Genomic DNA, 21,188 nt, shown 5'->3' with positions numbered 1-21,188 from the left:
AAGGGAAACTACAGATTAAAATCATTTTTGGGATTAAAAATATAAATTAAAAAGAAAAACAGGATAGATACTGCTAAAAAATATTGATAATAATGGTTTGCATTCTGAGATTTCACCAGTGTTTCTGATCCTGAAGACTTCTTATTAATAGCATCAATAATCCTGTCCGGAGCTTCATTGATATTATTACCATCAATATATGTTCCTCCCGTAGAACCAGCCATTTTACTTAGGGCTTCAGTCTGTCTCTTGGAAATAACAGTACTTCCGTTGACATCTGTTTTATACCCCATCAGCTGTCCGTCATTGTATACGGGAACCGGGGCTCCTTCATCTGTTCCTATTCCTACAGAGGTAATGGTTATTCCTTCTTTATTAGCAAGCCTTATGGCGGCATTATCATTCCCTTCATTATCCTCACCATCACTCAGTAGTATAATTTTTCGCGATCCTTTGCTTACATTTTTAAATTTCTCCGTGGCAGCCTGCATTCCTTTCAGGAAATCTGTCCCCTGAATCTTCATAGAATTGGTTTCAATAGCACCAATATAGGTTTCAGCAGAATTATAATCTGTTGTTAAAGGCATGATTGATATGGCCTGCCCGGCAAAAATGACAATCCCGATCTTATCGTTCTTCATTTTCGACATCGTCTGTATCATTAGGTTTTTAGCTTCTGTAAGACGGCTCGGCTCAATATCTTCAGCATTCATAGAGTTGGAAACATCCAGCATAAAAATTACATTATTTAATCTCTGATTGCTTTTCACCTCTTCTGAACCATTCAGAAGATCAATGATCGAGAATATCAGGAATAATGTACCCAATAGATATAATGCAGGAAAAAACCTTGTAAATCCTGAATTTTTCTCAAATAAATTATCATGAAACTGACTGGCAGCAAAAACATCCCTCTTTTTCTTTCTCCATTTTAAAAAACGGACCAAAAAGACAGCTAACAGCGGCAGTAACAACAGTAAAAATAGATACCAGTAATTTCCTAAAGACCAACTCATCAGCTTAAAATTTTATAAAACACCCATCTCAATAATGCATCCAGCACCAACATACCCAAGGCTACCCATAAAAAGATTTTGAAATATTCCTCATAATTGTACAGCTTTGACACTTTAACATCAGATTTTTCCAATTGATTGATCTCATCATATACTTCTTCAAGACTACTGTTAGAAGTAGCCCTGAAGTATTTCCCTCCTGTAGTCTGAGCAATTTCTCTCAGTGTATTTTCATCAATAGTCACCTCAGCTTCCGTAAAAATAAGGTCTCCGAAAAAATCCACAGCTGTTGGCATCAGTGCATAACCATTTGTACCAATCCCAATGGTGTACACCTTTATATCATTATTTTTGGCCAGTTCTGCAGCAAGTTGTGGCGGAATCGCATTTTCAATATTGCTTACCCCATCCGTCATTAAAATAATGACCTTACTTTTGGCTTTACTTTTAATTAAATGGTTCACTGCAACGGAAAGACCTTCTCCTATGGCTGTTCCAGGCTCAAGACCGTTAGAGTTAAGGTTTTTGATCTCATCAATCACCACCTGATGGTCTGAGGTAACAGGAACTTTGGTAAATGCTTCTGCGGCATAGGCTACTACTCCAATCCTGTCATTCGGACGTTTCTGAACAAATTTAACGGCAATATCTTTAAGGGCAGTAATACGGTCGGGATTTAAATCTTTTGCCAGCATACTGAGTGAAACATCAATAGACAGCATAATATCTACTCCCTTGGTATCATCCCTGTCCTGTGAAACGGTAAAAGTCCTTGGTCTTGCCATGGCAATAATAAGCGCCGACAGAATAATGTACTTTGATATTTTTAATAAGAAAAGAACTCCTTGTATTCCACCGCTCGTTCCCATATTTTTGATGGTAGGAACTTTTATGCCTTTTCTTTTCTTTTTACCCGCATCTTTTATCAAAAGAGGAATAAACAGCAAAAAAAGCAGCAAAAACCACGGGCTGTAAAACTCAAAATTAAACATCTTTTCTTAAGTTTTCGAATTCTAAATCTTTGGATGATCTTTTCACAAAATCTCTTATATCTGCAAAGTCTTTCTCCATCGTAGCCTGATCCGGGAAAGTTTTGGCAAATTTCACCAAATCTCCTCTCAGGAATACTTCTTCTACAATTTTCTCATTATCCTGAGAAATGGTATTGTTCTTTTTCATAACATCGATAAGATCATCAGTCAAAAGAACATCTGCCGGAAGATGGTATTGTTTGGTAATAAAATTCCTTGATATTTCGATCAATTCCACATAAAATGAACGGAAGTTTCCTCCTTCAATATATTTTTTCTTTTTAAGAGAGTCTAATTCCTTCAGGGTTTGGTTCGTAGTTACCACGGGAGCGTTTTTCGCTTTTCGACCCCATTTTACAATCATGATAATCGCTATAATGAGAGCAATAGCAGCCAATGCTGCCAGAATATAAAACTTGTACAATTCCCAATAATCTTTAGCTTCCAGCTTCACCTCTTTATTTTTCATGATGTCATTAATCTGATCAGCTTTCTGGGCTGTATTGATGACATCTATTTCGTAAGGAATTGTTTTAAGAATTTTATCTCCTACTTTGAACTCCAGTTCAGGAATGGTAAACTTCCCTTCTTCAAAAACCGCAAATTCTATTTTTCTTTCGTATGAATTGGCATTCTGGCCAATACTGTCTTTGGTTTCTTCAAAGTGAAAAGGCAGCAATTCATTTTTTGCTGCAGAATTTACCTGCTCGTCATGGAGGTTGTCAATCTTTATAATAAGGTGATTGGTTTCTCCCAGAGCAATGGTTTTCTTCTCTACATTAGAAGATAATATCTGTGAAAAAGCATTTGCACAGATTAGATAAGATAGTATTAAAAGTATTTTTTTCAATGTTAAATAATAATAAAGGCTAAGCCTGATGTTCTATTGACGGGCAAAACCCGGGGTTATTTTTTCTGAAAATAATTATACAACAGTTTTGAATAATCTGAACCGGTATTTACATTCATAAAACTGGCTGAACTGTTGGAAAAATCATCCTCCAAAGCTCTTAATTTTTGTTTCTGAGCTTCTGCAAAGGTATACCTCCATCTTGCACTGGAAGTATTGGCCCATATTTCTTTTCCTGTTTCTGCATCATATAATAATGTGTAGCCTACATCAGGAATTTCATTGTCTTTTTCATCATATATCCTCAGTCCTAACAGCTGATGTTTCTTGGAGGCGACTCTCAACATTTTGGAATCATATTCATCCTGAAAATCTGAAAATAAAAACACAAGAGATTTTCTTTTAAAAATCCCCATCATATATTCAAGAGCTTTATCTATTTTAGATTCTGCAGGAACATAATCTGCAGTAAGAATATTGCTGATAATAGAAAGGATATGCTTCCTTCCTTTTTGAGGCGGAATGACCTTATATACTTTATCTGCAAACAGGATCAATCCCACTTTATCATTATTCCCTGCTGCTGAAAACCCAAGGCTGGCTGCTATTTCCGCAACATATTCTCTTTTCAGCTGATTCTTTGTTCCATAATCCATAGAGGCAGAAATATCTACCACAAGCATCATCGTCAGCTCCCTTTCTTCTTCCATTACCTTTACGAAAGGTTCACGGAAACGTGCCGTTTTATTCCAGTCGATTCTTCTGATCTCATCACCAAACTGGTAGGGACGGACTTCTGAAAAAGTCATCCCCTGCCCTTTAAAGGCGCTATGATATTGCCCCATCAAAGCAGCCTCCGTCTTTTTTCTGGTACGGATTTCTATCTGCTTTACTTTTTTTACAATATCTTTTATCTGCATAGAGGGTTTTTATGTTTAAAGTTGAAGGTTTTGGGTTTAAGGTTTTCGGGATCCGGGACTCGAGTTTTGGGAGTTGAAGCCTGTTTAAACTCTATCACTTTTCTAGTTCTTAAACTCAATAGATACATTCAACCATTCGTCGTCAAACTTTGGACTGTATTTCTTATAAAAATTAATGGCAGGTTCATTCCAATTTAATACCTGGAAAACCATTCCACTGTATGCATTTAATTTTCCATATTCCAATGTAGCATCAAACAGGAGTTTTCCAATCTGTTTTCCTCTCATTTTTTCTGTTACTACCAAATCCTCAAGATAGAGCCTTCTTCCTTTCCATGTTGAATATCGATCATAGTACAATGAGATTCCTACAATTTCACCATTCAATTCTGCAACGAAAGCTCCCCAAACCGGAGATTTCCCAAAGCCATCTTCAGTAAATTCATCCAGCGTTACGGTTACTTCATGTAATGCTTTTTCGTATTCTGCCAGTTCCTTAATCAACTCCAGCATGGAAGCAGAATCTTCCTGAACTGCTTTTCTAATAATAACATCACTCATTATGGCGCCTGTATTTTTGCTAAAATCCTGTTAATGATCTCTTCTGTTGAAATCTCTTCGGCTTCGGCTTCAAACGTTAAGCCCATTCTGTGTCTCAGTACATCTTTAGCCAATGCCTTTACATCCTCAGGAATTACAAAAGCTCTTCCTTTTAAGAATGCGTACGCTCTTGAAGCAATCGCAAGGTTAATAGAAGCTCTTGGAGAAGCTCCGAAACTGATATAATTCTTAAGTTCAGAAAGTCCGTAATTTTCAGGATAACGGGTTGCAAAAACCATATCCAGAATATACTTTTCTATTTTCTCGTCCAAATAGATCTGGTTGATAATCTCTTTTGCATCAACAATATCCTGAAGTGAAATCACAGGATTTACAGTGGGTTGATGGGATGTAGAAACCATTCTCATTACCTTTCTTTCATCTTCGAAAGCAGGATAATCAATAGTACACTTTAGCATAAAACGGTCACTTTGTGCTTCTGGCAATAGATAAGTACCCTCTTGATCGATCGGGTTCTGAGTAGCCAGTACCAAAAATGGTTTTGGAAGCTTCATGGTTTCGTCACCAATAGTCACCTGCTTTTCCTGCATTACCTCTAAGAGTGCTGACTGTACTTTTGCAGGGGCACGGTTGATCTCATCCGCAAGAACAAAGTTCGCGAATACCGGACCTTTTTTTATAGAAAAATCATTGTCTTTAATATTGTAAATCATGGTTCCCACAACGTCTGCCGGAAGCAAATCCGGTGTAAACTGAATTCTTGAGAACTCACCATGAACTGCATCTGCCAGGGTTTTGATGGCTAAGGTTTTTGCCAGTCCCGGAACTCCTTCCAACAGAACGTGACCATTTCCTAAAAGCCCTACCAACAGACGGTCTACCATGTATTCCTGTCCAATAATCACCTTGTTGATTTCCTGTCTCAGAAGAGAAAATAAGTAGTTTTTTTCTTTTACTTTTTCCGTCAACTGACGGATATCCTCGGCTTGATATGTATCTGACATAGCTTGATTTAAAATAAGTGGTAAATTTCTGATAAATACTTGCATTAATCAACATAATCAATGCCATATTTGAGTTAAAGTTTGTTAAATATTCCGGGTTTAACAACTTATTTTGAATTCAAAATAAATTTTATTGCGATAATTCTATTGACATATTTCAATCTTTCACACTATCATTCAATCTATTATAAAAGTGTTGTGACAAATAATTGCCACAACACTTTTATATCAATTTATACAATAGAGTTTATTTTAGATATCCTATCAGAATAAAAATTCAACAATTTACTATTCGTAAGCAATATCCGAAGATTCTATTTTTTTTATTTCTGGCTTGTTTAAAATAATGTCCTGAATGATCGTATTTATTTTTTTAAATCTTTTACCATTTGAACAAAACCATCCATCCTCTCTATTGTGTATATATTTTACGGAAAAATCATCTATAAAAAGTTCATCATATATTTTAGGATTAGTCCCCCATTTAGAACAATCAATTTCATGAGGAAAACGTTGAAATTGATTTTCAGAAAATGCCTTTAATATTTTCTCCCTTTCATTTTCTGTTAATTTCATTTCTATTTTGATGGTATCATCACTATATCTTCTTTCAAAAATATTAGTTTTCGAATGATAGCTGTCGGTTAAGCTTTCATAGCCAAATGAAGAACCAGGATTCAGCTCTAATTTTCTATTACAAGAAAATAGAAATAACAAACAACAGATTGCCAGATACAATTTATATTTTACCACGATACTCCTTTTGCATAGAATTATAGTTTGGTAATATTTATTGTAAATGCCCCCTCTGGCATATCTACAGAATCTTCGTAAGATCCTATATTGATGTAATATTCTGTTCCTGCGGTTGTTGTAACAGTCATTGTTTCAGCAGAACCTCCACCGCCATTATCCATTGTCCCCACACAAGCCAAACTATTACAAGTTCCGCTAAACACTCCTATTTTAGGATCAAAAGAAGCTGCCGAAGGTGTAGCCTTAATGGTATATTGACTCCCATCTCCTGTAAATTTAAACCATAAGCCATCATTCATTCCATCATTAGCACAGGCCAATATAAATCCGCCATTATTAGTAGAAGACATTCCATCAGCCTGTGTATAAGCATAAGGGAACGCAGAAACCTGCAACGCTCCGGAGCATGCATCATTTACGGGCACAGGAGGAATAGTTTTAAAAGTATAATCTGCGCAACCGGCAGATTCTCCATTAGCAGAAACAGCTGTAACTTTTAAATAATAATTAGTATCATTATTAAGAACAACAGATGGAGAAAGGTTATAACTCACCCCATTCACTGTTTGATGGTTAATAACATCTGTCCCTCCAGGAGTAGTTCCTAAAGATACCCTATAAGAAGTAGCTCCCGTTACCGACTGCCAGCTAATATTAGGTGACAAAGAAACAAATTGAGCATTATTCGCCGGAGAAATCACAAAAGGACAACCTGGAGTAAGATTAGCATTCAAACCTGAAATTGTTACAGCAGATTTATAATCTACCCTTATCCCTCCCGGTGGAGATGCCGGATCAACAACAGCACGATCACCTTTGTAAACAAGAGTGGAATTCTGTAAGTACGGATACACACGGAAAGCTTCATCAAAATTATTAATGTCAATACTTGGCGAATTTTCTTTTGCAGCCACCACCAGATTATCCATATTATTATAAGCAAACGGCGTTGTAAAAACTACTTCAACCTTATTAGCATTTTTTGTTACTGTACCTGCAAAAACCTGAGTCAATTGAGCAGCAGGCACCCAATCTGTGCCAGAGGCAAAAGAGGCTTTTGGAGTATGCCCCAGATAAACAGTCCAATTGGACGAGTCATTAATAGTGGCAGAGGGATCAAGATAAAACGTAAGTCCTGTTATAGTTCCAGCAGTACTAGCATTCAGTTCCTGCTTGGGATATATCTGCTGAACATAGGAATAGGAAAAAAAACTACTTACTGGCGCAGTTCCCACACTTGTACTTCCGATATTGATATTGATCTGAGCATTAACAGTAAACACTGCTAACAACAGAGATAAAAGTAAAATTCTTTTCATTATTAATAATATTACCATTGAATACAATGCTAATTTAACAATAAAATATTGATTCCTCTAATAAAAAAAAATATTCAATCATTTCTATTAATTAACATGAAGACTATCAGCATTAATTCTACTACTTAATTAAAATATTTAAACATTCAATAACAAAAACACTATTAACCTAAAAACAAAATCAAATAATCATTATTTTTAATACCTATTTTAATATATTTACATTAAATATCAACGATATGTATAAAAGACTATTTTTTGCAAGTCTATTCCTTACAGGTCTATTCAAATCACAGACGACAACTATGACGAATCTGATTTCAGATGCGGTATACTATGACGGCTATGCTGCACCGGTTGCCAATCCGGTTCCTAACGGCCTTATCAGACTGGGAAATACCAGATACGCAAGAAAGCTTACCGACACTGAACTAGACTCTTTTAAAGCAAAAATTGCCATGAGAGTAACCATTGGTGCTTTATGTGATAATTACGATCGACTGGGAGAGGTATTTTTGGCATTGGTACCTAAGAATCAGCCTACTTATACTATGGATGATGCTGGGGTAAAAAGAATTGAAGCTGCCCGGTATATTACCCCGTTCATGAACAAAAACCGTTCACCAATAGAGGTTCCTTACACCTATGATATCAGCAACCTCTACAGTGTATTTCATAATACAGAACTGCGTAATGCTTATGATATGTATATGGAGCTTGATGTCTTTGGCGTCCCTTATGCTGCACAAACACAGGTTGCAGGATGCTCAGGCAGAATTGATGTTTTTTCAGGAAATCTAACGTTCTTTTCAACAGATGTAGGAGCTACTCCTACAGATTATAATACTCTTGTTCCTATATTAAGCTATAACAGACTCAACAACTATAATAGTACTGATGCTCCGGGGGAAACCGTAAGACTTGTCACCTTCAACCTTCCTACCGCAGTTAACAATGCTAATTTTGTTGTCATCACTACCCCTCACGGCGCGAATGCAGGAGGAGAAGAATATATAAGAAGACAAAATTATACTTATATAGATGATGTCCAGATGCTGACTTATACTCCAGGAGGAATATCCTGCGAGCCTTACAGAGTATACAATACACAAGGTAATGGAATTTATGGAACCGTCCCAAAATCTTTTGATGACTGGACCTCATGGAACAACTGGTGCCCAGGAAACTCAGTTCCTATCCGTGGATTCACTATGGCTAACATAACTGCCGGAAATCACACATTAAAACATACAGTTCCTACTGCCGTTTTTAATGGACAACAGGGAGACGTATACTTGTCAGTTTATATGCAAGGTAAAAGCAATGCTTCTTTAAATGTAAAAGACATAAAAACCATTGATGTAAACATTTATCCCAACCCCACCACTGATTTTGTCAATATAAAAACAAAAGAGGATGTAGTATCCATGACGTTGTTCAGTATGGATGGAAGAAAACTAACCGAAGTTTACAAAGAAAACAGAATCAACCTTTCATCCTATAGCACCGGAGTTTATTTTTTAAATATTGTTCTGAAAGACGGAACTACTTTTAAACATAAAATCATTAAAAAATAATCAATTTTAATTGGCAAAAAAGAGCCTATTTTCCTTACAATCTTTTTGAAAAAAGATAAAATAACTCATAAAAAACAGTTAATAAAATAATAAAAAACTCTCCTTTGACAAAAATCATCGGAGAGTTTTTGGCTTCATAAAAACTGATAAATATCTAAAAAGGAGAAGTTAAAATTTCTAAAACCCATCACGATCTCGTCAAATTTCCACGCAAAAAGAAAATAATAAATAATGTATTTTTTGGGTCTCATGGAACTTTTACTTTAATCCTTTACCCAAAAAATTGTCATTTTCAGTTTATTAAACTATTTTTGGTGATTAAAATTTCTGCAAAATGAATTATCATTTTCAAGCACACAGACAGGTAAGAAGAAACCTTTTAGATATCCTGCAGAACACTTCCCATGAGGACCTTCTGCTGATTCCTGATGGTTTCAACAATAATATTTACTGGAATATTGCCCACACGGTTGCTACTCAGCAGCTTTTGCATTATTACTTAAGCGGGAACCCTTTCCGTATTGATAAATATTGGGTTGAAACGTACAAAAAAGGAACGTTACCTAACTTAAATGTTCAAAAATCCGAGGTTGAAGATCTGGAGTTTTTATTAACCGAAACCTCTAAGATATTAATGAAGGATTATGACAGCGATTTCTTTTCAGACTATACGCCTTACACCACAAGTTTTGGAATGGATCTGAAAAGCATTCAGGATGCCATTATCTTTAACAATATGCATGAAAGCCTGCATTATGGTTATGTTATGGCGCAAAAAAGAGCAATTTTAGGAGAAAAGTACTAAATGTTTAAAGTTTACAGTTCATAGTTTAAGGTTATGGGAACCATTAAAAGATTTGAGGACCTAGAGATCTGGAAGTTGTCGCGAGAACTTTGCAAAGAGGTTTATCATATCGTTGAATCTATTCATCTTAAAAATAATTTTAAACTTTGCAGCCAGATTGATGGCTCTTCAGGTTCCATTATGGATAATATAGCAGAGGGATTTGAGAGAAACGGAAATAGAGAATTTATTCAATTTCTTTCAATTGCAAAGGCTTCCTGCGGAGAAACAAGATCACAGTTATATCGGGTTTATGACAGAAATTTTATTTCACAGGAAAAGTTCGAAACTTTAATTGAAGTAACGGAAACATTAAGTAAAAAGATTAATTCTTTTATAAAATATTTAAATACAACAGATTTAAAGGGAACAAAGTATAAACCTTAAACTCAAAACATTGAACTTTAAACAATGACTTTGAACCCTAACATAAAATTATAGACAAATCAATGAAAGACGATTTTATTTTCGGGCTGCGTCCCGTGATTGAAGCAATTGAAGCGGGAAAAACGATTGACAAGATCTTTGTGCAAAATGCACTTCAGGGTCCTATTTATGCTGAACTAAAAGCGATTTTAGCGAAAAATAAAATCCGTCCCAATTATGTTCCGGTTGAAAAACTGAACCGTTTTACAAGAAAAAACCACCAAGGTGTAGTTGCTTTTATTTCAGATGTTCCATTTCATAAGGTGGAGGATCTTATTCCACAATTATTTGAGGAAGGGAAAACTCCTTTCCTGTTAATTTTGGATAGACTTACAGATGTAAGAAACTTTGGAGCCATCTGCAGAACGGCAGAATGTGTGGGTATAGATGCTGTCATTATTCCTGAAAAAGGAGCAGCTCCTATCAATTCTGATGCGATTAAAACTTCTGCAGGCGCTATTTATAATATTAAAATCTGTAAGGAAAACAATCTTGCTCATGCAGTAGATTTCCTTCAGCAGAGTGGAATTACTGTATTTTCTGCTTCTGAAAAAGCTCAGAAATTAATCTATGATGTAGACTTCACAGAACCATGCGCTATTGTTATGGGAAATGAGGAAACAGGAATTTCTAAAGAAGTATTACATCATTCTGATGAAAAAATAAAACTTCCTATTGAAGGAAAAACTCAATCTCTGAATGTTTCCGTAGCATGTGGAGCCATTTTGTATGAAGCGGTGAGACAGAAGAGTTTGAAAATAAATTAATTCGATAACACAACACTTAAAAAATCAGAAAATGAAAAACATAGCAGCAATAGCGCTATTATCATCTATAGCTCTTGTGTCTTGTAAAAAAGAAACAGCAAAAATCACGAAAGTAGATCCTAAAACAGGAAAAACAGTAACGGTAGAAGTTCCTGCGGATTCTGTAGCGAAAGTTGCAGAAAATCCGGCTATCAGAGATTCTGCTGGAATCGTTATTCAGACTTTCAAACTTGAAAAAGGGAAAACTTATCCTCTTACTACTTATCAGAGAGATGTAAAAACAATGACGGATCCTCAGGGGAAATCTATCACTGCGACTTCAGAATCTACAGATGAAATGAACTTCGTAGTAAACGATATCAAAGGGAATGTGTATGACATGACTCTTAACCTGGTTTCCAAAAGAAGTTCTCAGTCTGCACAAGGTAAAACAGTAGTAGTAGACACTAAACAGCCTCTTCCTAAAGAAGATGATCTTAAAATGATCTGGAATATCAACAAAGCGCTTACCAGCAACAAACTTGATATGAAAATGGATACCAAAGGAAATGTTATTTCTATTACAGGTTTTGATGCTGTTTATACAAAAGTTACAGCAGCTATAGGAACTCTTATTAAGGATGCTAATGAAAGAGCAAGCGTTGTAGCAAGTCTTAAACAGTCTTTTAATGAGAAAGTATTGAAAGATCAGTTCAGCAAAAATCTTTCTATCATTCCTAAAAAAGGGATTAAAATAGGAGAAAAATGGACAACTTCTGAAAACGCTGATCCAAACGGAACCATCAAGGTTACTTCAAACTATGTTTTAAAAAGCTTAGGAAACGGAACTGCTGAAATTGCTGTAACCGGAGGTATTCCTAAGAAAACTGAAAAGAAAGCTCAGGGACCTATCACCCACAGCATGAGCAGTGAACTTGCTCAGAACGGAACTATCAAATTTGATGAAAACACAGGATGGATCACCAACCAGAACATCAATGTAAAAACGACACAGATCGAAAGCATTTCAGACGGAAAACAATCTCAATCTATGAAGAGCGTTTCCAATTCTTCTGTAATGGTAAACCCTTCTGTAAAATAATTAAAGCTTAAAAGAGTAAGAGTCAATGTTTGATTCTTACTCTTTAAACCTTAAATCAATTTATTATGAAGTACATTCTTGAGTTAGTACTGTCTGCCATTATTATTTTCTTTGTCTGGAATATTCTGAAAAGAATTTTCTTTAAGACATTTTACAGCTACAGGTTCAATAACCAACAGCATAATAATTCAAGAGAGGATATCCACGACTCGAATAAGAATAACAAAAAAGACCTTAAATGGGATGCGGAAACCGTAGACTATGAAGAGGTAAAAGAGAGTAATGACAAAAGGTAAAAAATCCAAGAAATAAAAGATAATAACCAGCATGGCAAAAAACAAAAACTTAATTTATATTGCAGTTTCATTAGTAGTATTTATAGTTTTAGCATTTTTATATTCCACTCCTGTATTTTCAGGAAAACAGCTTTTCCAGCATGATATTGTGCAATACAGAGGGGGAGCAAAAGAACTTCTAGACTATAGAGCTAACACAGGAAATGAAACCTATTGGAGTGACTCCATGTTCGGAGGAATGCCGACTTATCAGATGGGTAGCCAGTTTAAGGGCGATATCATCAAGAAAATCGACAGCAATCTGAACTTCCTGCCAAGACCGGTCAATTATCTCTTCCTGCTTTTTGCAGGTTTTTTCCTTTTGGGAATGGTAGTGGTCAGAAACTGGAAATATGCCTTACTGGGCGCAACCTTTTTCGGGCTTTCCACTTATTTCTATATCATTATTGCTGCGGGACACAATGGAAAGGTAAATACCATTGAGTATTTCGCACCGCTTTTAGCCGGTATTTTACTGGTTTACATCCGAAAACAATACATCTGGGGATTCATTGTTACGACCCTTTTTATGGGACTTCAGATTGCAGCGAACCACCCGCAGATGACCTATTATCTGTTTCTGGCTTTAGGATTTTTATTCCTTTCTGAATTAATCAGAGCGATCCAGAAAAAGACTCCGATGAAACATTTCCTTATTTCTTCAGGAATCATCGCAGCCTCTTGTGTTATAGGAGTTGGAATGAATTCCCAAAGAATCATGGCCAATTCTGAATATGTAAAGGAAACTGTTCGTGGAAAACAGATCTTAACCAATGACAGCCATACTTCAGGAAAATCCGGAATGGATAAAGAAAGTATGCTGATGTGGAGCTACGGGCAACTGGAAACTTTAAACCTTTTCATTCCAAGATTAATGGGTGGCGGAAGCCAGGAACCGGAAGCTAAGGAAATGATGAACAAGGTACAGGAGCTTGTTCAGGAAAATGTAGGTTCGCAGGCTGAAATGGACAGAATTTCGAAAGGTTTCAGCGGAATGACCTATTGGGGAGATCAACCGGGAACTTCAGGACCAGCATACCAGGGAGCTATCGTATGTTTCCTTGCGCTATTAGGCTTCTTCTTTGCATCAAAAAAATACCGTTATTGGATCTTAGGAGCTTCTATTCTGACCATTTTATTGGCCTGGGGAAGCAACTTTATGCCTTTATCCGATTTCTTTATTGATTATGTTCCGTTTTACAATAAATTCAGAGCACCTTCTTCTATCCTTGTGGTAGTAGAGTTGCTATTCCCTTTAATTGCTATTTTAGGATTATACAGATTCTTCACAGATGAAAAGCTGACAGAGGAATACAAACAGAAAATTCTGATGTATGTAAGTGGTGGGACTTTAGGGTTACTGTTAGTTCTTTTACTATTCGGTAAATCATTGCTAGGGTTTTCTACTGCGGGTGAGAAGACTTACTTCCCTCCTTTCTTGTTGGATTATTTAGTGGATGAAAGATATAAGTTATTTAAAGCAGATGCTGTAAAAGCATTTATCTATGTAGCAATTGCTGCTGCTGCTTTATTCTTTAGCCTGAAGAAAAAACTTAGTCCTAATATTGCTTTGGCAGTGATTGGTATAGTAAGTTTATTTGATCTGTGGACGGTTAACAAACGTTATTTAAATGACGAAAACTATGTAGACAAAATCTTTGCAGAAAACCCTTTCCAGACAGAAAGCTCAGATCTATTAGTAGAAAAGACACAAGGAAATCCAAACCTTGAATCTATTTTATCTACTGTAAATATTAATAAGGCTTTAGAGACTATCGCGGATAAAGACAAGGCACATTATAGAATTTACAACCAAACTCTAGGAGTTACCAGTGAGACCAACACCTCTTACTTTAAAGCTTCTATCGGAGGTTATCATGCTGTAAAGCTAAGAAGATATGATGATGTATTGAATGCTTATATCAACAATATCGACAGTGTGAGAACTCCTAAAATCCTTAACTTACTGAATGCAAAATATATGGTTTTCGGAGGTCCGGATCAGCCTCAGGTTGTTCCTAATCCTAAAGCCAACGGAAATGCATGGTTTGTAAGTGATCTTAAGTTTGTAGATACGCCTAACGAAGAAATTAAATCTATCGGGGAAATCGACAACAAAAAAACAGCTGTCATTGCAGCTTCTGACAAGGCTTATTTCAGTAATAAACCAGTTCAGGCTGACTCTACAGCATTTATCAATCTAACGACCTACCAACCTAACGAACTAGAATTTAAATCGCAGTCTAAAACACCTCAATTGGCTGTTTTTTCTGAAGTCTATTATCCGCACGGATGGAAGGTTCTTGTCGATGAAAAAGAGGTTCCTTATATCAAAGCTGATTATTTGCTTCGTGCGGTACACGTTCCTGCAGGAAATCACCACATCAGAATGGTATTTGAACCGGAAGTGATTGAAAAAGGAAAATGGATCTCACTTTTAAGCTTCGGATTATTTATTGCATTGGCTGCCTTTGGAATTTTCTGGATGAATAAGAACAAGAAAAAAGAAGCTTTAGCTGAACCGAGTGCCTAATGTAAACATTGTACTGTGTCATTCTGAATGGAGCATAGCACAATGAAGAATCTCAAGTCAAAATGAAAACATTAAGAACACATAATTACTATGTTTAGATACTAACCAATAAAGTAAAAACAGTATTGTATACGGGTGTTACCAATGATTTGAAAAACAGATTATATTGGCATCAACATCCAGAAGCTATTGATAAGAGTTTCACATCAAAATATAAATGCTTTTATTTAATCTATTTTGAGCATTTTGATGTTATTAAAACCGCAATAGCAAGAGAAAAACAAATAAAAGGCTGGACTCGATAAAAGAAAGAAAACTTAATTACAGAATTCAATTCTGATTGGAAATTTCTGAAGGAAGAAGTAGAATGAGATTCTTCACTACGCTACGCTTCGTTCAGAATGACAAATGAATGACAAACGTCTGATTTACCCAAGAAATGGAACAAAAGAAAATATTAATTATCACCTATTACTGGCCTCCTGCGGGAGGCCCTGGTGTTCAAAGGTGGCTGAAATTTGCTAAATATCTGCCGGATTTTGGATGGAAACCGGTGATCTATACTCCAGAGAACCCAAGCTATCCACTGATGGATGAAACACTGATGAAGGATGTTCCTGAAAATATTGAAATCGTTAGAACCAAGATCTGGGAGCCTTATCAGCTTGCTGAAAAGCTTAATAAAAGCAATAAAAAATTCAAGGCTGGACAATTTGATGTAGGAAAAAATCAAAGCTGGAAATCCAAACTTTCTATTTGGGTAAGAGGGAATTTTTTCATTCCTGATGCCAGAGTTTTCTGGGTAAAACCCTCTATTACATTTCTGGAAAAATATTTACAGGAGAATAAGATTGATACCATTGTAACTTCTGGCCCGCCCCACTCCCTTCATCTGATTGGATTAGGCTTAAAAGATCAATTTCCCAACCTTAAATGGATTGCTGATTTCCGCGATCCATGGACAGAAATTTCCTATTATAAACATCTGAAGCTTACCAAGAGTTCAGATAAAAAACACCGTCAACTGGAAAGTGCTGTGTTTAAAAATGCCGACATTACCCTGGCAACAAGTTATACGGATGCCTATAATTTCAGAAAAGCAGGAGCCAATGCGGTTTGTATTACGAATGGTTTTGACGAAAGTGATTCAAAAGAAAACACAGCACAGCAAAAAGAGTCCAATACAACTTTTGTACTAAGTTATATCGGAGTTCTGGAACAACTTAGAAATCCGGAAAACCTTTGGAAAGCACTGGATGAACTGGTAAAGGAAAATGAAGAATTTGCAAAATATTTCAGCTTAAAATTTGTAGGCAGAATTGATGATAAGATTCTGAATACCCTAGAAAACTCAAATCTGAAAAATCATATTTTGAACTTGGGTTATCTTTCACATGGCAAAGCGGTGGAAGAAATGCAGACCTCAGAAATATTGCTGATTACCAATTTTCCGAACGAATCTTCAAAAGGAATTATTCCCGGAAAAATATTTGAGTATCTGGCCTCCGGCAAACAAATCCTTTCATTTGGCCCCAATCAGGCTGATGTTGCCAGAATACTGGAGGAAACCCATGCAGGGAAACATTTCAGCTATAATGATTCCGAAACCGTAAAAAGATTCATCCTTGAAAAGTTTGAACTTTGGAAAAACGGGAATCTTTCTGAAAACACACAACATATTGACCAGTTTTCCAGAAAAAATCTCACCCAACAACTGGTCGAAATTTTATAAAGAAGCATCAGAAATTTTCAAACTACAAAAGCCACAAAAGTGTTTAAAATAAAACTTTTGTGGCTTTTGTGATTAAACTAGAAAGTAGCTAATCTTTTTTACCCTTCTTAAATTGTCCATTGGTCATTCACCACGGCAATCAGATAGTATTTTCCCTGGAACTCTTCAAATACAAAACGAAGGGTCTTCCAGTCCATTTCACCATTCTTTTCAGTTCCTTTGATATAGTTTTCTGTAAAATCTTTCTTAGGATAGATTTTTTCAAGGTTATTCAGAGAGTTTCCGCCACCAATAAATTTGTTCAAAGAATACTGAGATGCAGTAAAATCTGCAGCAAAAACCCATTTTCCAAGATAGTCATTAATTGTTGCTTTATAAGGATCTCCGGAACCATCCTTTGCCCCCCAGGTAAATAATGTTTTGGTAGGCTGGTATTTTTCAAACTCTTCTTTAGAGAAATGTTTATCTCCTTTGGGATCTACAAAAGCATACATGGAGAAACTAATTCCCTTTTCGGGATGAATTAATGAAGCAAATGTTTTATAATCCTTAGCTTTCAAGGCTTGTAAGACCTCATCATTGACCTTTTTAATATCACCTTCTTTCTTTACTTTTTCTTTAGCAATTGTTGCACTATCCAATGGTGTTACACGGGTAATGGTATCAATTTCACTGGGAACCGGCTTTCCAGCTTCTTTCTTACAGGCTACCACCAGGCTCAGCATAAGTATTGAAACGAATAGTTTTTTCATATCTTTTAGTTTTGTTATAGATAGAAAAACACCAAAACTGATGCCAATGCGGTGTTTTAAAGTGTAAGGTTCCAAGTTAGTATTCTTTCAATAGTTTTATTTTTCCTATTTTATTCTTCATGGCTGCTTATCAGTAATCTTCTCTGTTTCAATGAAGGCTTTTTCCCAATTACATTGTACCTTTGGGGTATGGAAATTTTGGATATTCTCATTATAGGAGCAGGGCCTATTGGTATCAACTGTGCCATTGAAGCCCAGAAAAACAACTTGAATTATTTAATCATAGAAAAAGGAACCATTGTCAACTCATTATACAATTATCCTTTATATATGCGGTTCTTTTCTACCGCTGAGAAACTGGAAATTGATGGAACTCCCTTTATTTCCACTGCTCCCAAACCGGGAAGGCAGGATGCTTTGGAATATTACCAGGGAATTGCCCGGCAAAAGAATCTGAATATTCACCTTTATGAAAAAGTGTTGAACGTATCCAAAACCCTTGATATATTTGATATCGAAACAACAAAAGGAAATTATAAAGCTAGAAATGTCGTGATTGCCACAGGGTTTTATGATATTCCGAACCTTATGAATATTCCGGGTGAGGAACTTCCGAAGGTGAAGCATTATTATACCGAACCTTATCCGTATGCAAGGCAGAAAGTGGTAGTGATAGGATCAAGCAATTCCGCGGTGGATGCTGCTCTGGAAACGTATAGAAAAGGAGCTGAAGTGACTATGATTATCCGTCATTCAGAGATTTCAAAAAGTGTGAAATATTGGGTAAAACCGGATATTGAAAACAGAATTTCAGAAGGAAGTATTAAAGCGTATTTTAATGCTGAAATGATGGAGGTAAAAGAAAATTTTGTGATTTTCAAGGATGAAAAAAACCAAATTCATGAGATTGAAAATGATTTTGTTCTGGCCATGACAGGCTACCTTCCTGATTTTGAATTTCTGAAAAATTCCGGAATTGACCTGAATGGGGATTGCCTGAATCCGTTTTATAATCCTGAAACTATGGAAACTAATATTCCTGATCTATATCTTGCAGGAGTCGTTTGTGGTGGAAAGGATACACATCTTTGGTTCATCGAAAATTCAAGGATTCATGCCCATATGATTGTTAATTCTATTTTATCTAAATCTTCTGTAAATAAATCATAGCTTTTGCAGTTAAAAAATTAGAAAGTATAAATAATAACCCCTGATTAAGTAATATGTAATCAGGGGTTATCTTATTTTTTCTCATTAATTTTCTTTTAAAACTAAATCCTCCTCCACTTTCTTCTTATCTTTAAGCATCCAGGGAATAACAAAATAAAGAGCTATTGCAATTCCCATGGCCAATACTCCAGTTCCAATCCATAAAGTGTTAAAGCCTAATTTATCCGCAATCAGAGTTCCTATGTAAGGTGTAATGATAAATGCTATGGAAAATGATATCCCGTTCAGTCCCATATATGCTCCTTTATTATTCGCTCCGGATCGTAATGCAGTAATGGTTGACATAAAAGGTAACGTCCAGATTTCTCCAATACACAGCAGTGTCATAGATACCAATAAGGTAATCATGCTATAGTCGAAAGCCAGCATCGCATAGGAAAACCCACAAATGAGAGTACCAATCAGCATGGTAAACGCTAATGTGAAATACTTTTCTGCGATCTGTACCAATCCCATTTCCAATAGAACGATCAGGAATCCGCTATACCCAAGAATATATCCAATATTCTGTTGACTGAGATGTGCAGTATCTTTATAAAAAATGGTCAACGTACTGAATAGCTGGAAGAAACAAACAGAGAATAACATACAAAGTATACAGTAAATCAAAAACTTATTATCTCGATAAGGCGAATTTTCTTTTTTAATAACTATTGCTTCCTTTACTTTTTTCGCTTCCTGTTTAGCCAATTTTGCACGGCCTTTAAAGAACCAAATATACATCAGTCCAGCCAATAAGGCAGCCAGCGCATTACTGTAAAACAGGAATTCATAGGAAATAGCAGACAGAATTCCTCCCAGTGCAGGACCTATAGAAAATCCTAGATTAACGGCCATACGGTTCAGAGAAAAAGCTCTTGTTATATTTTCCGGTTTCGCATATTTGGTAATCGCTACGGAGTTTGCCGGGCGAAACGTTTCGCTTACAATACTCTGAGCAAGAATAATTCCAGCCAACCCAGCTTCTGTCTCAAATAAAGGAATCATACAGAACAAAGGTACGCTGAGCAGTAAACTCAAACTCTGTACCCTATATTCACCAATTTTATCGGTGACCATTCCACCCAGCCATGAACCAATAACCGAACCGATTCCAAAAAAACTCAGGACAATCCCTGAATTCTCAATGCTAAAATGTAAATGATCTGTCATATAAACTCCCAAAAATGGAAGTACCATAGAACCTGCCCTGTTGATGAGCATTACCAACGCCAGCATCCAACTCTCCTGCGAGAGTCCTTTGAAAGAACTCGTGTATATGTTTATTAGTTTCACAATAATATGTTGGGGGGAAAATTTGAAAGTGCAAAGTTAGGTAAAAATCACTGCAACACCCTTTATTTTAAGCCTTTTTTACGAATAACATTTATAAGAATAAACAATCAACTGTATCCTGATAAAAACGAATATTTTCGATATATAAGATTTAAAATCATTTATAAAATTCGTAAATTGCATTAACAACAGGTTTTTTAACCTTAAATTTCATTGAACACCTATAAAAAATCAACCAACAGTAAGAATGGTAACCTACGAAAACTTACACGATACGCTGTCTTTTTATAGTATTGACTGCCGCGAATCCTACTACATATCCTCCGGAAAACCCATTTTTGAATTCCAAAAAACTTCTTTCAGAATGGATTATTATGCGCTTTGTATCTGTACTGCGGGAGAAATAAGTGTTGAAATAGATCATCATCAGTATAAAGCAGATGCACACAGTATTCTGGTGGCTGCTCCGTCTACGATTGTAAAATTTCTGAAAACCAGTCAGGATTTCAGGATGAAATTATTATTCTTCGATAAGAATTTTCTGATCAAAAATATCTCTAACCCTTTTATCATTGAGAAAATGAACCTGTTCTCCAAAGGTTCCTACAGTATTGTAAAAACCACTCCTAAAAATGCTCTGGTATTACAAGATCTTTTGGATTACCTCAAAAAGAAATCCAGAAAACAGGGAAAATTTACTGAAGAAATTGTTCGTACCATTATTTTCAATCTTCTGCTGGAAACCGCCGAAATCCTGGAAACGAAACATACGACAGCTTCTGATAAGGAAGAAGGAAAAAAAGATCTGTTCCTTAAATTCAGTCAACTGATCCGGGAAAATATCAGACAACACAGAACGGTTCAATTCTATGCCGATCAGCTTTGTGTTTCCAATAAATACCTTATCGAGGTCATCAAAAAAGCCAGTGGAAAGACTCCGCATGAAGTTATTGACGAAGCCTTATTGAAAGAAGCTTATGTCATGCTGGGAAATCCGGATCTGACAATTTCAGAAATAGCTTTTGAACTTCAGTTCAATTCCACCTCTGCCTTTGGTCGTTTTTTCAAAAAACATACATCCTTTGCTCCTTCTGAGTACAGAATAACGGAAAATATCCAGTCCTAGGAATTTCGGGATACTAATTCTGACATTAGGGATATACATCGTATTTTGAATAG

At 36.0% G+C, this 21,188-nt stretch carries 21 protein-coding genes; 11 read left to right on the top strand and 10 right to left on the bottom strand.

Going from position 1 to position 21,188, the window contains the following annotated elements; all coding sequences use genetic code 11:
- Positions 1–8: 8 nt before the first annotated feature.
- From EG344_RS17550 to EG344_RS17515, 8 genes are all read right to left on the bottom strand, one after another.
- The gene (locus tag EG344_RS17550) at positions 9–1,016 is read right to left on the bottom strand and encodes a vWA domain-containing protein (protein WP_123910671.1); all 1,008 of its coding nucleotides are present in this window, start codon (positions 1,014–1,016) and stop codon (positions 9–11) included.
- Positions 1,016–2,008 carry a VWA domain-containing protein gene (locus EG344_RS17545; protein ID WP_123910670.1) on the bottom strand — a complete coding sequence of 331 codons (993 nt, stop codon included), beginning with the start codon at positions 2,006–2,008 and terminating at the stop codon, positions 1,016–1,018. Before EG344_RS17545 ends, EG344_RS17550 begins: the two co-directional genes overlap by 1 nt.
- Positions 2,001–2,897 carry a BatD family protein gene (locus tag EG344_RS17540; protein WP_123910669.1) on the bottom strand — a complete coding sequence of 299 codons (897 nt, stop codon included), beginning with the start codon at positions 2,895–2,897 and terminating at the stop codon, positions 2,001–2,003. Before EG344_RS17540 ends, EG344_RS17545 begins: the two co-directional genes overlap by 8 nt.
- A gap of 56 nt (positions 2,898–2,953) precedes the next feature.
- Positions 2,954–3,817 (bottom strand): DUF58 domain-containing protein, encoded by an 864-nt coding sequence (locus tag EG344_RS17535; protein WP_123857150.1) that lies wholly within the window; start codon positions 3,815–3,817, stop codon positions 2,954–2,956.
- A gap of 102 nt (positions 3,818–3,919) precedes the next feature.
- Positions 3,920–4,378, bottom strand: coding sequence for a GNAT family N-acetyltransferase (locus EG344_RS17530; protein ID WP_123910668.1), 459 nt, complete (start codon positions 4,376–4,378; stop codon positions 3,920–3,922).
- Positions 4,378–5,382 carry an AAA family ATPase gene (locus tag EG344_RS17525; protein WP_123910667.1) on the bottom strand — a complete coding sequence of 335 codons (1,005 nt, stop codon included), beginning with the start codon at positions 5,380–5,382 and terminating at the stop codon, positions 4,378–4,380. The genes EG344_RS17530 and EG344_RS17525 overlap by 1 nt, the downstream gene beginning before the upstream one ends.
- A 288-nt stretch (positions 5,383–5,670) precedes the next feature.
- Entirely contained in the window at positions 5,671–6,135 is a 465-nt protein-coding gene (locus tag EG344_RS17520) for a hypothetical protein (protein WP_123910666.1), read from the bottom strand.
- Between the two features lie 20 nt (positions 6,136–6,155).
- On the bottom strand, positions 6,156–7,457 hold the full coding sequence (locus EG344_RS17515; RefSeq protein ID WP_123910665.1) for a hypothetical protein: 1,302 nt from the start codon (positions 7,455–7,457) through the stop codon (positions 6,156–6,158).
- Positions 7,458–7,696: 239 nt separating this feature from the next.
- Between EG344_RS17515 and EG344_RS17510 the strand changes: the two genes are divergently transcribed.
- The 9 genes from EG344_RS17510 (at position 7,697) to EG344_RS17470 (ending at position 16,752) form a co-directional block, all read left to right on the top strand.
- Positions 7,697–9,034: a peptide-N-glycosidase F-related protein gene (locus EG344_RS17510; protein WP_123910664.1), complete on the top strand. Its 1,338-nt coding sequence runs from the start codon at positions 7,697–7,699 to the stop codon at positions 9,032–9,034.
- A gap of 334 nt (positions 9,035–9,368) precedes the next feature.
- Positions 9,369–9,839 (top strand): DinB family protein, encoded by a 471-nt coding sequence (locus tag EG344_RS17505; RefSeq protein WP_066694648.1) that lies wholly within the window; start codon positions 9,369–9,371, stop codon positions 9,837–9,839.
- A 33-nt stretch (positions 9,840–9,872) separates the two neighbouring features.
- Complete coding sequence (locus tag EG344_RS17500; RefSeq protein WP_123910663.1) at positions 9,873–10,265, top strand: four helix bundle protein; 393 nt, start codon at positions 9,873–9,875, stop codon at positions 10,263–10,265.
- A 62-nt stretch (positions 10,266–10,327) separates the two neighbouring features.
- Positions 10,328–11,071, top strand: coding sequence for a 23S rRNA (guanosine(2251)-2'-O)-methyltransferase RlmB (gene rlmB, locus EG344_RS17495; protein WP_123910662.1), 744 nt, complete (start codon positions 10,328–10,330; stop codon positions 11,069–11,071).
- A 31-nt stretch (positions 11,072–11,102) separates the two neighbouring features.
- Positions 11,103–12,152, top strand: coding sequence for a DUF6263 family protein (locus EG344_RS17490; protein WP_123910661.1), 1,050 nt, complete (start codon positions 11,103–11,105; stop codon positions 12,150–12,152).
- A 65-nt stretch (positions 12,153–12,217) separates the two neighbouring features.
- Positions 12,218–12,448, top strand: coding sequence for a hypothetical protein (locus EG344_RS17485; RefSeq protein WP_123910660.1), 231 nt, complete (start codon positions 12,218–12,220; stop codon positions 12,446–12,448).
- Between the two features lie 31 nt (positions 12,449–12,479).
- Entirely contained in the window at positions 12,480–15,020 is a 2,541-nt protein-coding gene (locus EG344_RS17480; RefSeq protein WP_123910659.1) for a YfhO family protein, read from the top strand.
- A gap of 125 nt (positions 15,021–15,145) precedes the next feature.
- Positions 15,146–15,325 (top strand): GIY-YIG nuclease family protein, encoded by a 180-nt coding sequence (locus tag EG344_RS17475; protein WP_317126479.1) that lies wholly within the window; start codon positions 15,146–15,148, stop codon positions 15,323–15,325.
- Positions 15,326–15,459: 134 nt separating this feature from the next.
- Positions 15,460–16,752: a glycosyl transferase family 1 gene (locus tag EG344_RS17470; RefSeq protein ID WP_123910658.1), complete on the top strand. Its 1,293-nt coding sequence runs from the start codon at positions 15,460–15,462 to the stop codon at positions 16,750–16,752.
- A 107-nt stretch (positions 16,753–16,859) separates the two neighbouring features.
- Here the strand turns inward: EG344_RS17470 and EG344_RS17465 are convergent, their stop codons facing one another.
- Positions 16,860–17,504, bottom strand: a complete 645-nt coding sequence (locus tag EG344_RS17465) for a hypothetical protein (RefSeq protein ID WP_123910657.1) — start codon at positions 17,502–17,504, stop codon at positions 16,860–16,862.
- A 189-nt stretch (positions 17,505–17,693) separates the two neighbouring features.
- On the opposite strand from EG344_RS17465, the gene EG344_RS17460 reads away from it, so the two are divergent.
- On the top strand, positions 17,694–18,674 hold the full coding sequence (locus EG344_RS17460) for a YpdA family putative bacillithiol disulfide reductase (protein ID WP_123910656.1): 981 nt from the start codon (positions 17,694–17,696) through the stop codon (positions 18,672–18,674).
- Positions 18,675–18,758: 84 nt separating this feature from the next.
- Here the strand turns inward: EG344_RS17460 and EG344_RS17455 are convergent, their stop codons facing one another.
- Entirely contained in the window at positions 18,759–19,952 is a 1,194-nt protein-coding gene (locus EG344_RS17455) for an MFS transporter (protein WP_123911841.1), read from the bottom strand.
- A gap of 421 nt (positions 19,953–20,373) precedes the next feature.
- Between EG344_RS17455 and EG344_RS17450 the strand changes: the two genes are divergently transcribed.
- Positions 20,374–21,135 (top strand): AraC family transcriptional regulator, encoded by a 762-nt coding sequence (locus tag EG344_RS17450; protein WP_317126478.1) that lies wholly within the window; start codon positions 20,374–20,376, stop codon positions 21,133–21,135.
- The last annotated feature ends 53 nt before the right edge of the window (positions 21,136–21,188 follow it).

The sequence above is a fragment of the Chryseobacterium sp. G0162 genome (assembly GCF_003815715.1).
Classification (GTDB): domain Bacteria; phylum Bacteroidota; class Bacteroidia; order Flavobacteriales; family Weeksellaceae; genus Chryseobacterium.
Note: the sequence above shows the minus strand (reverse complement) of the source record. Positions and strands in the feature narration are given on the sequence as shown.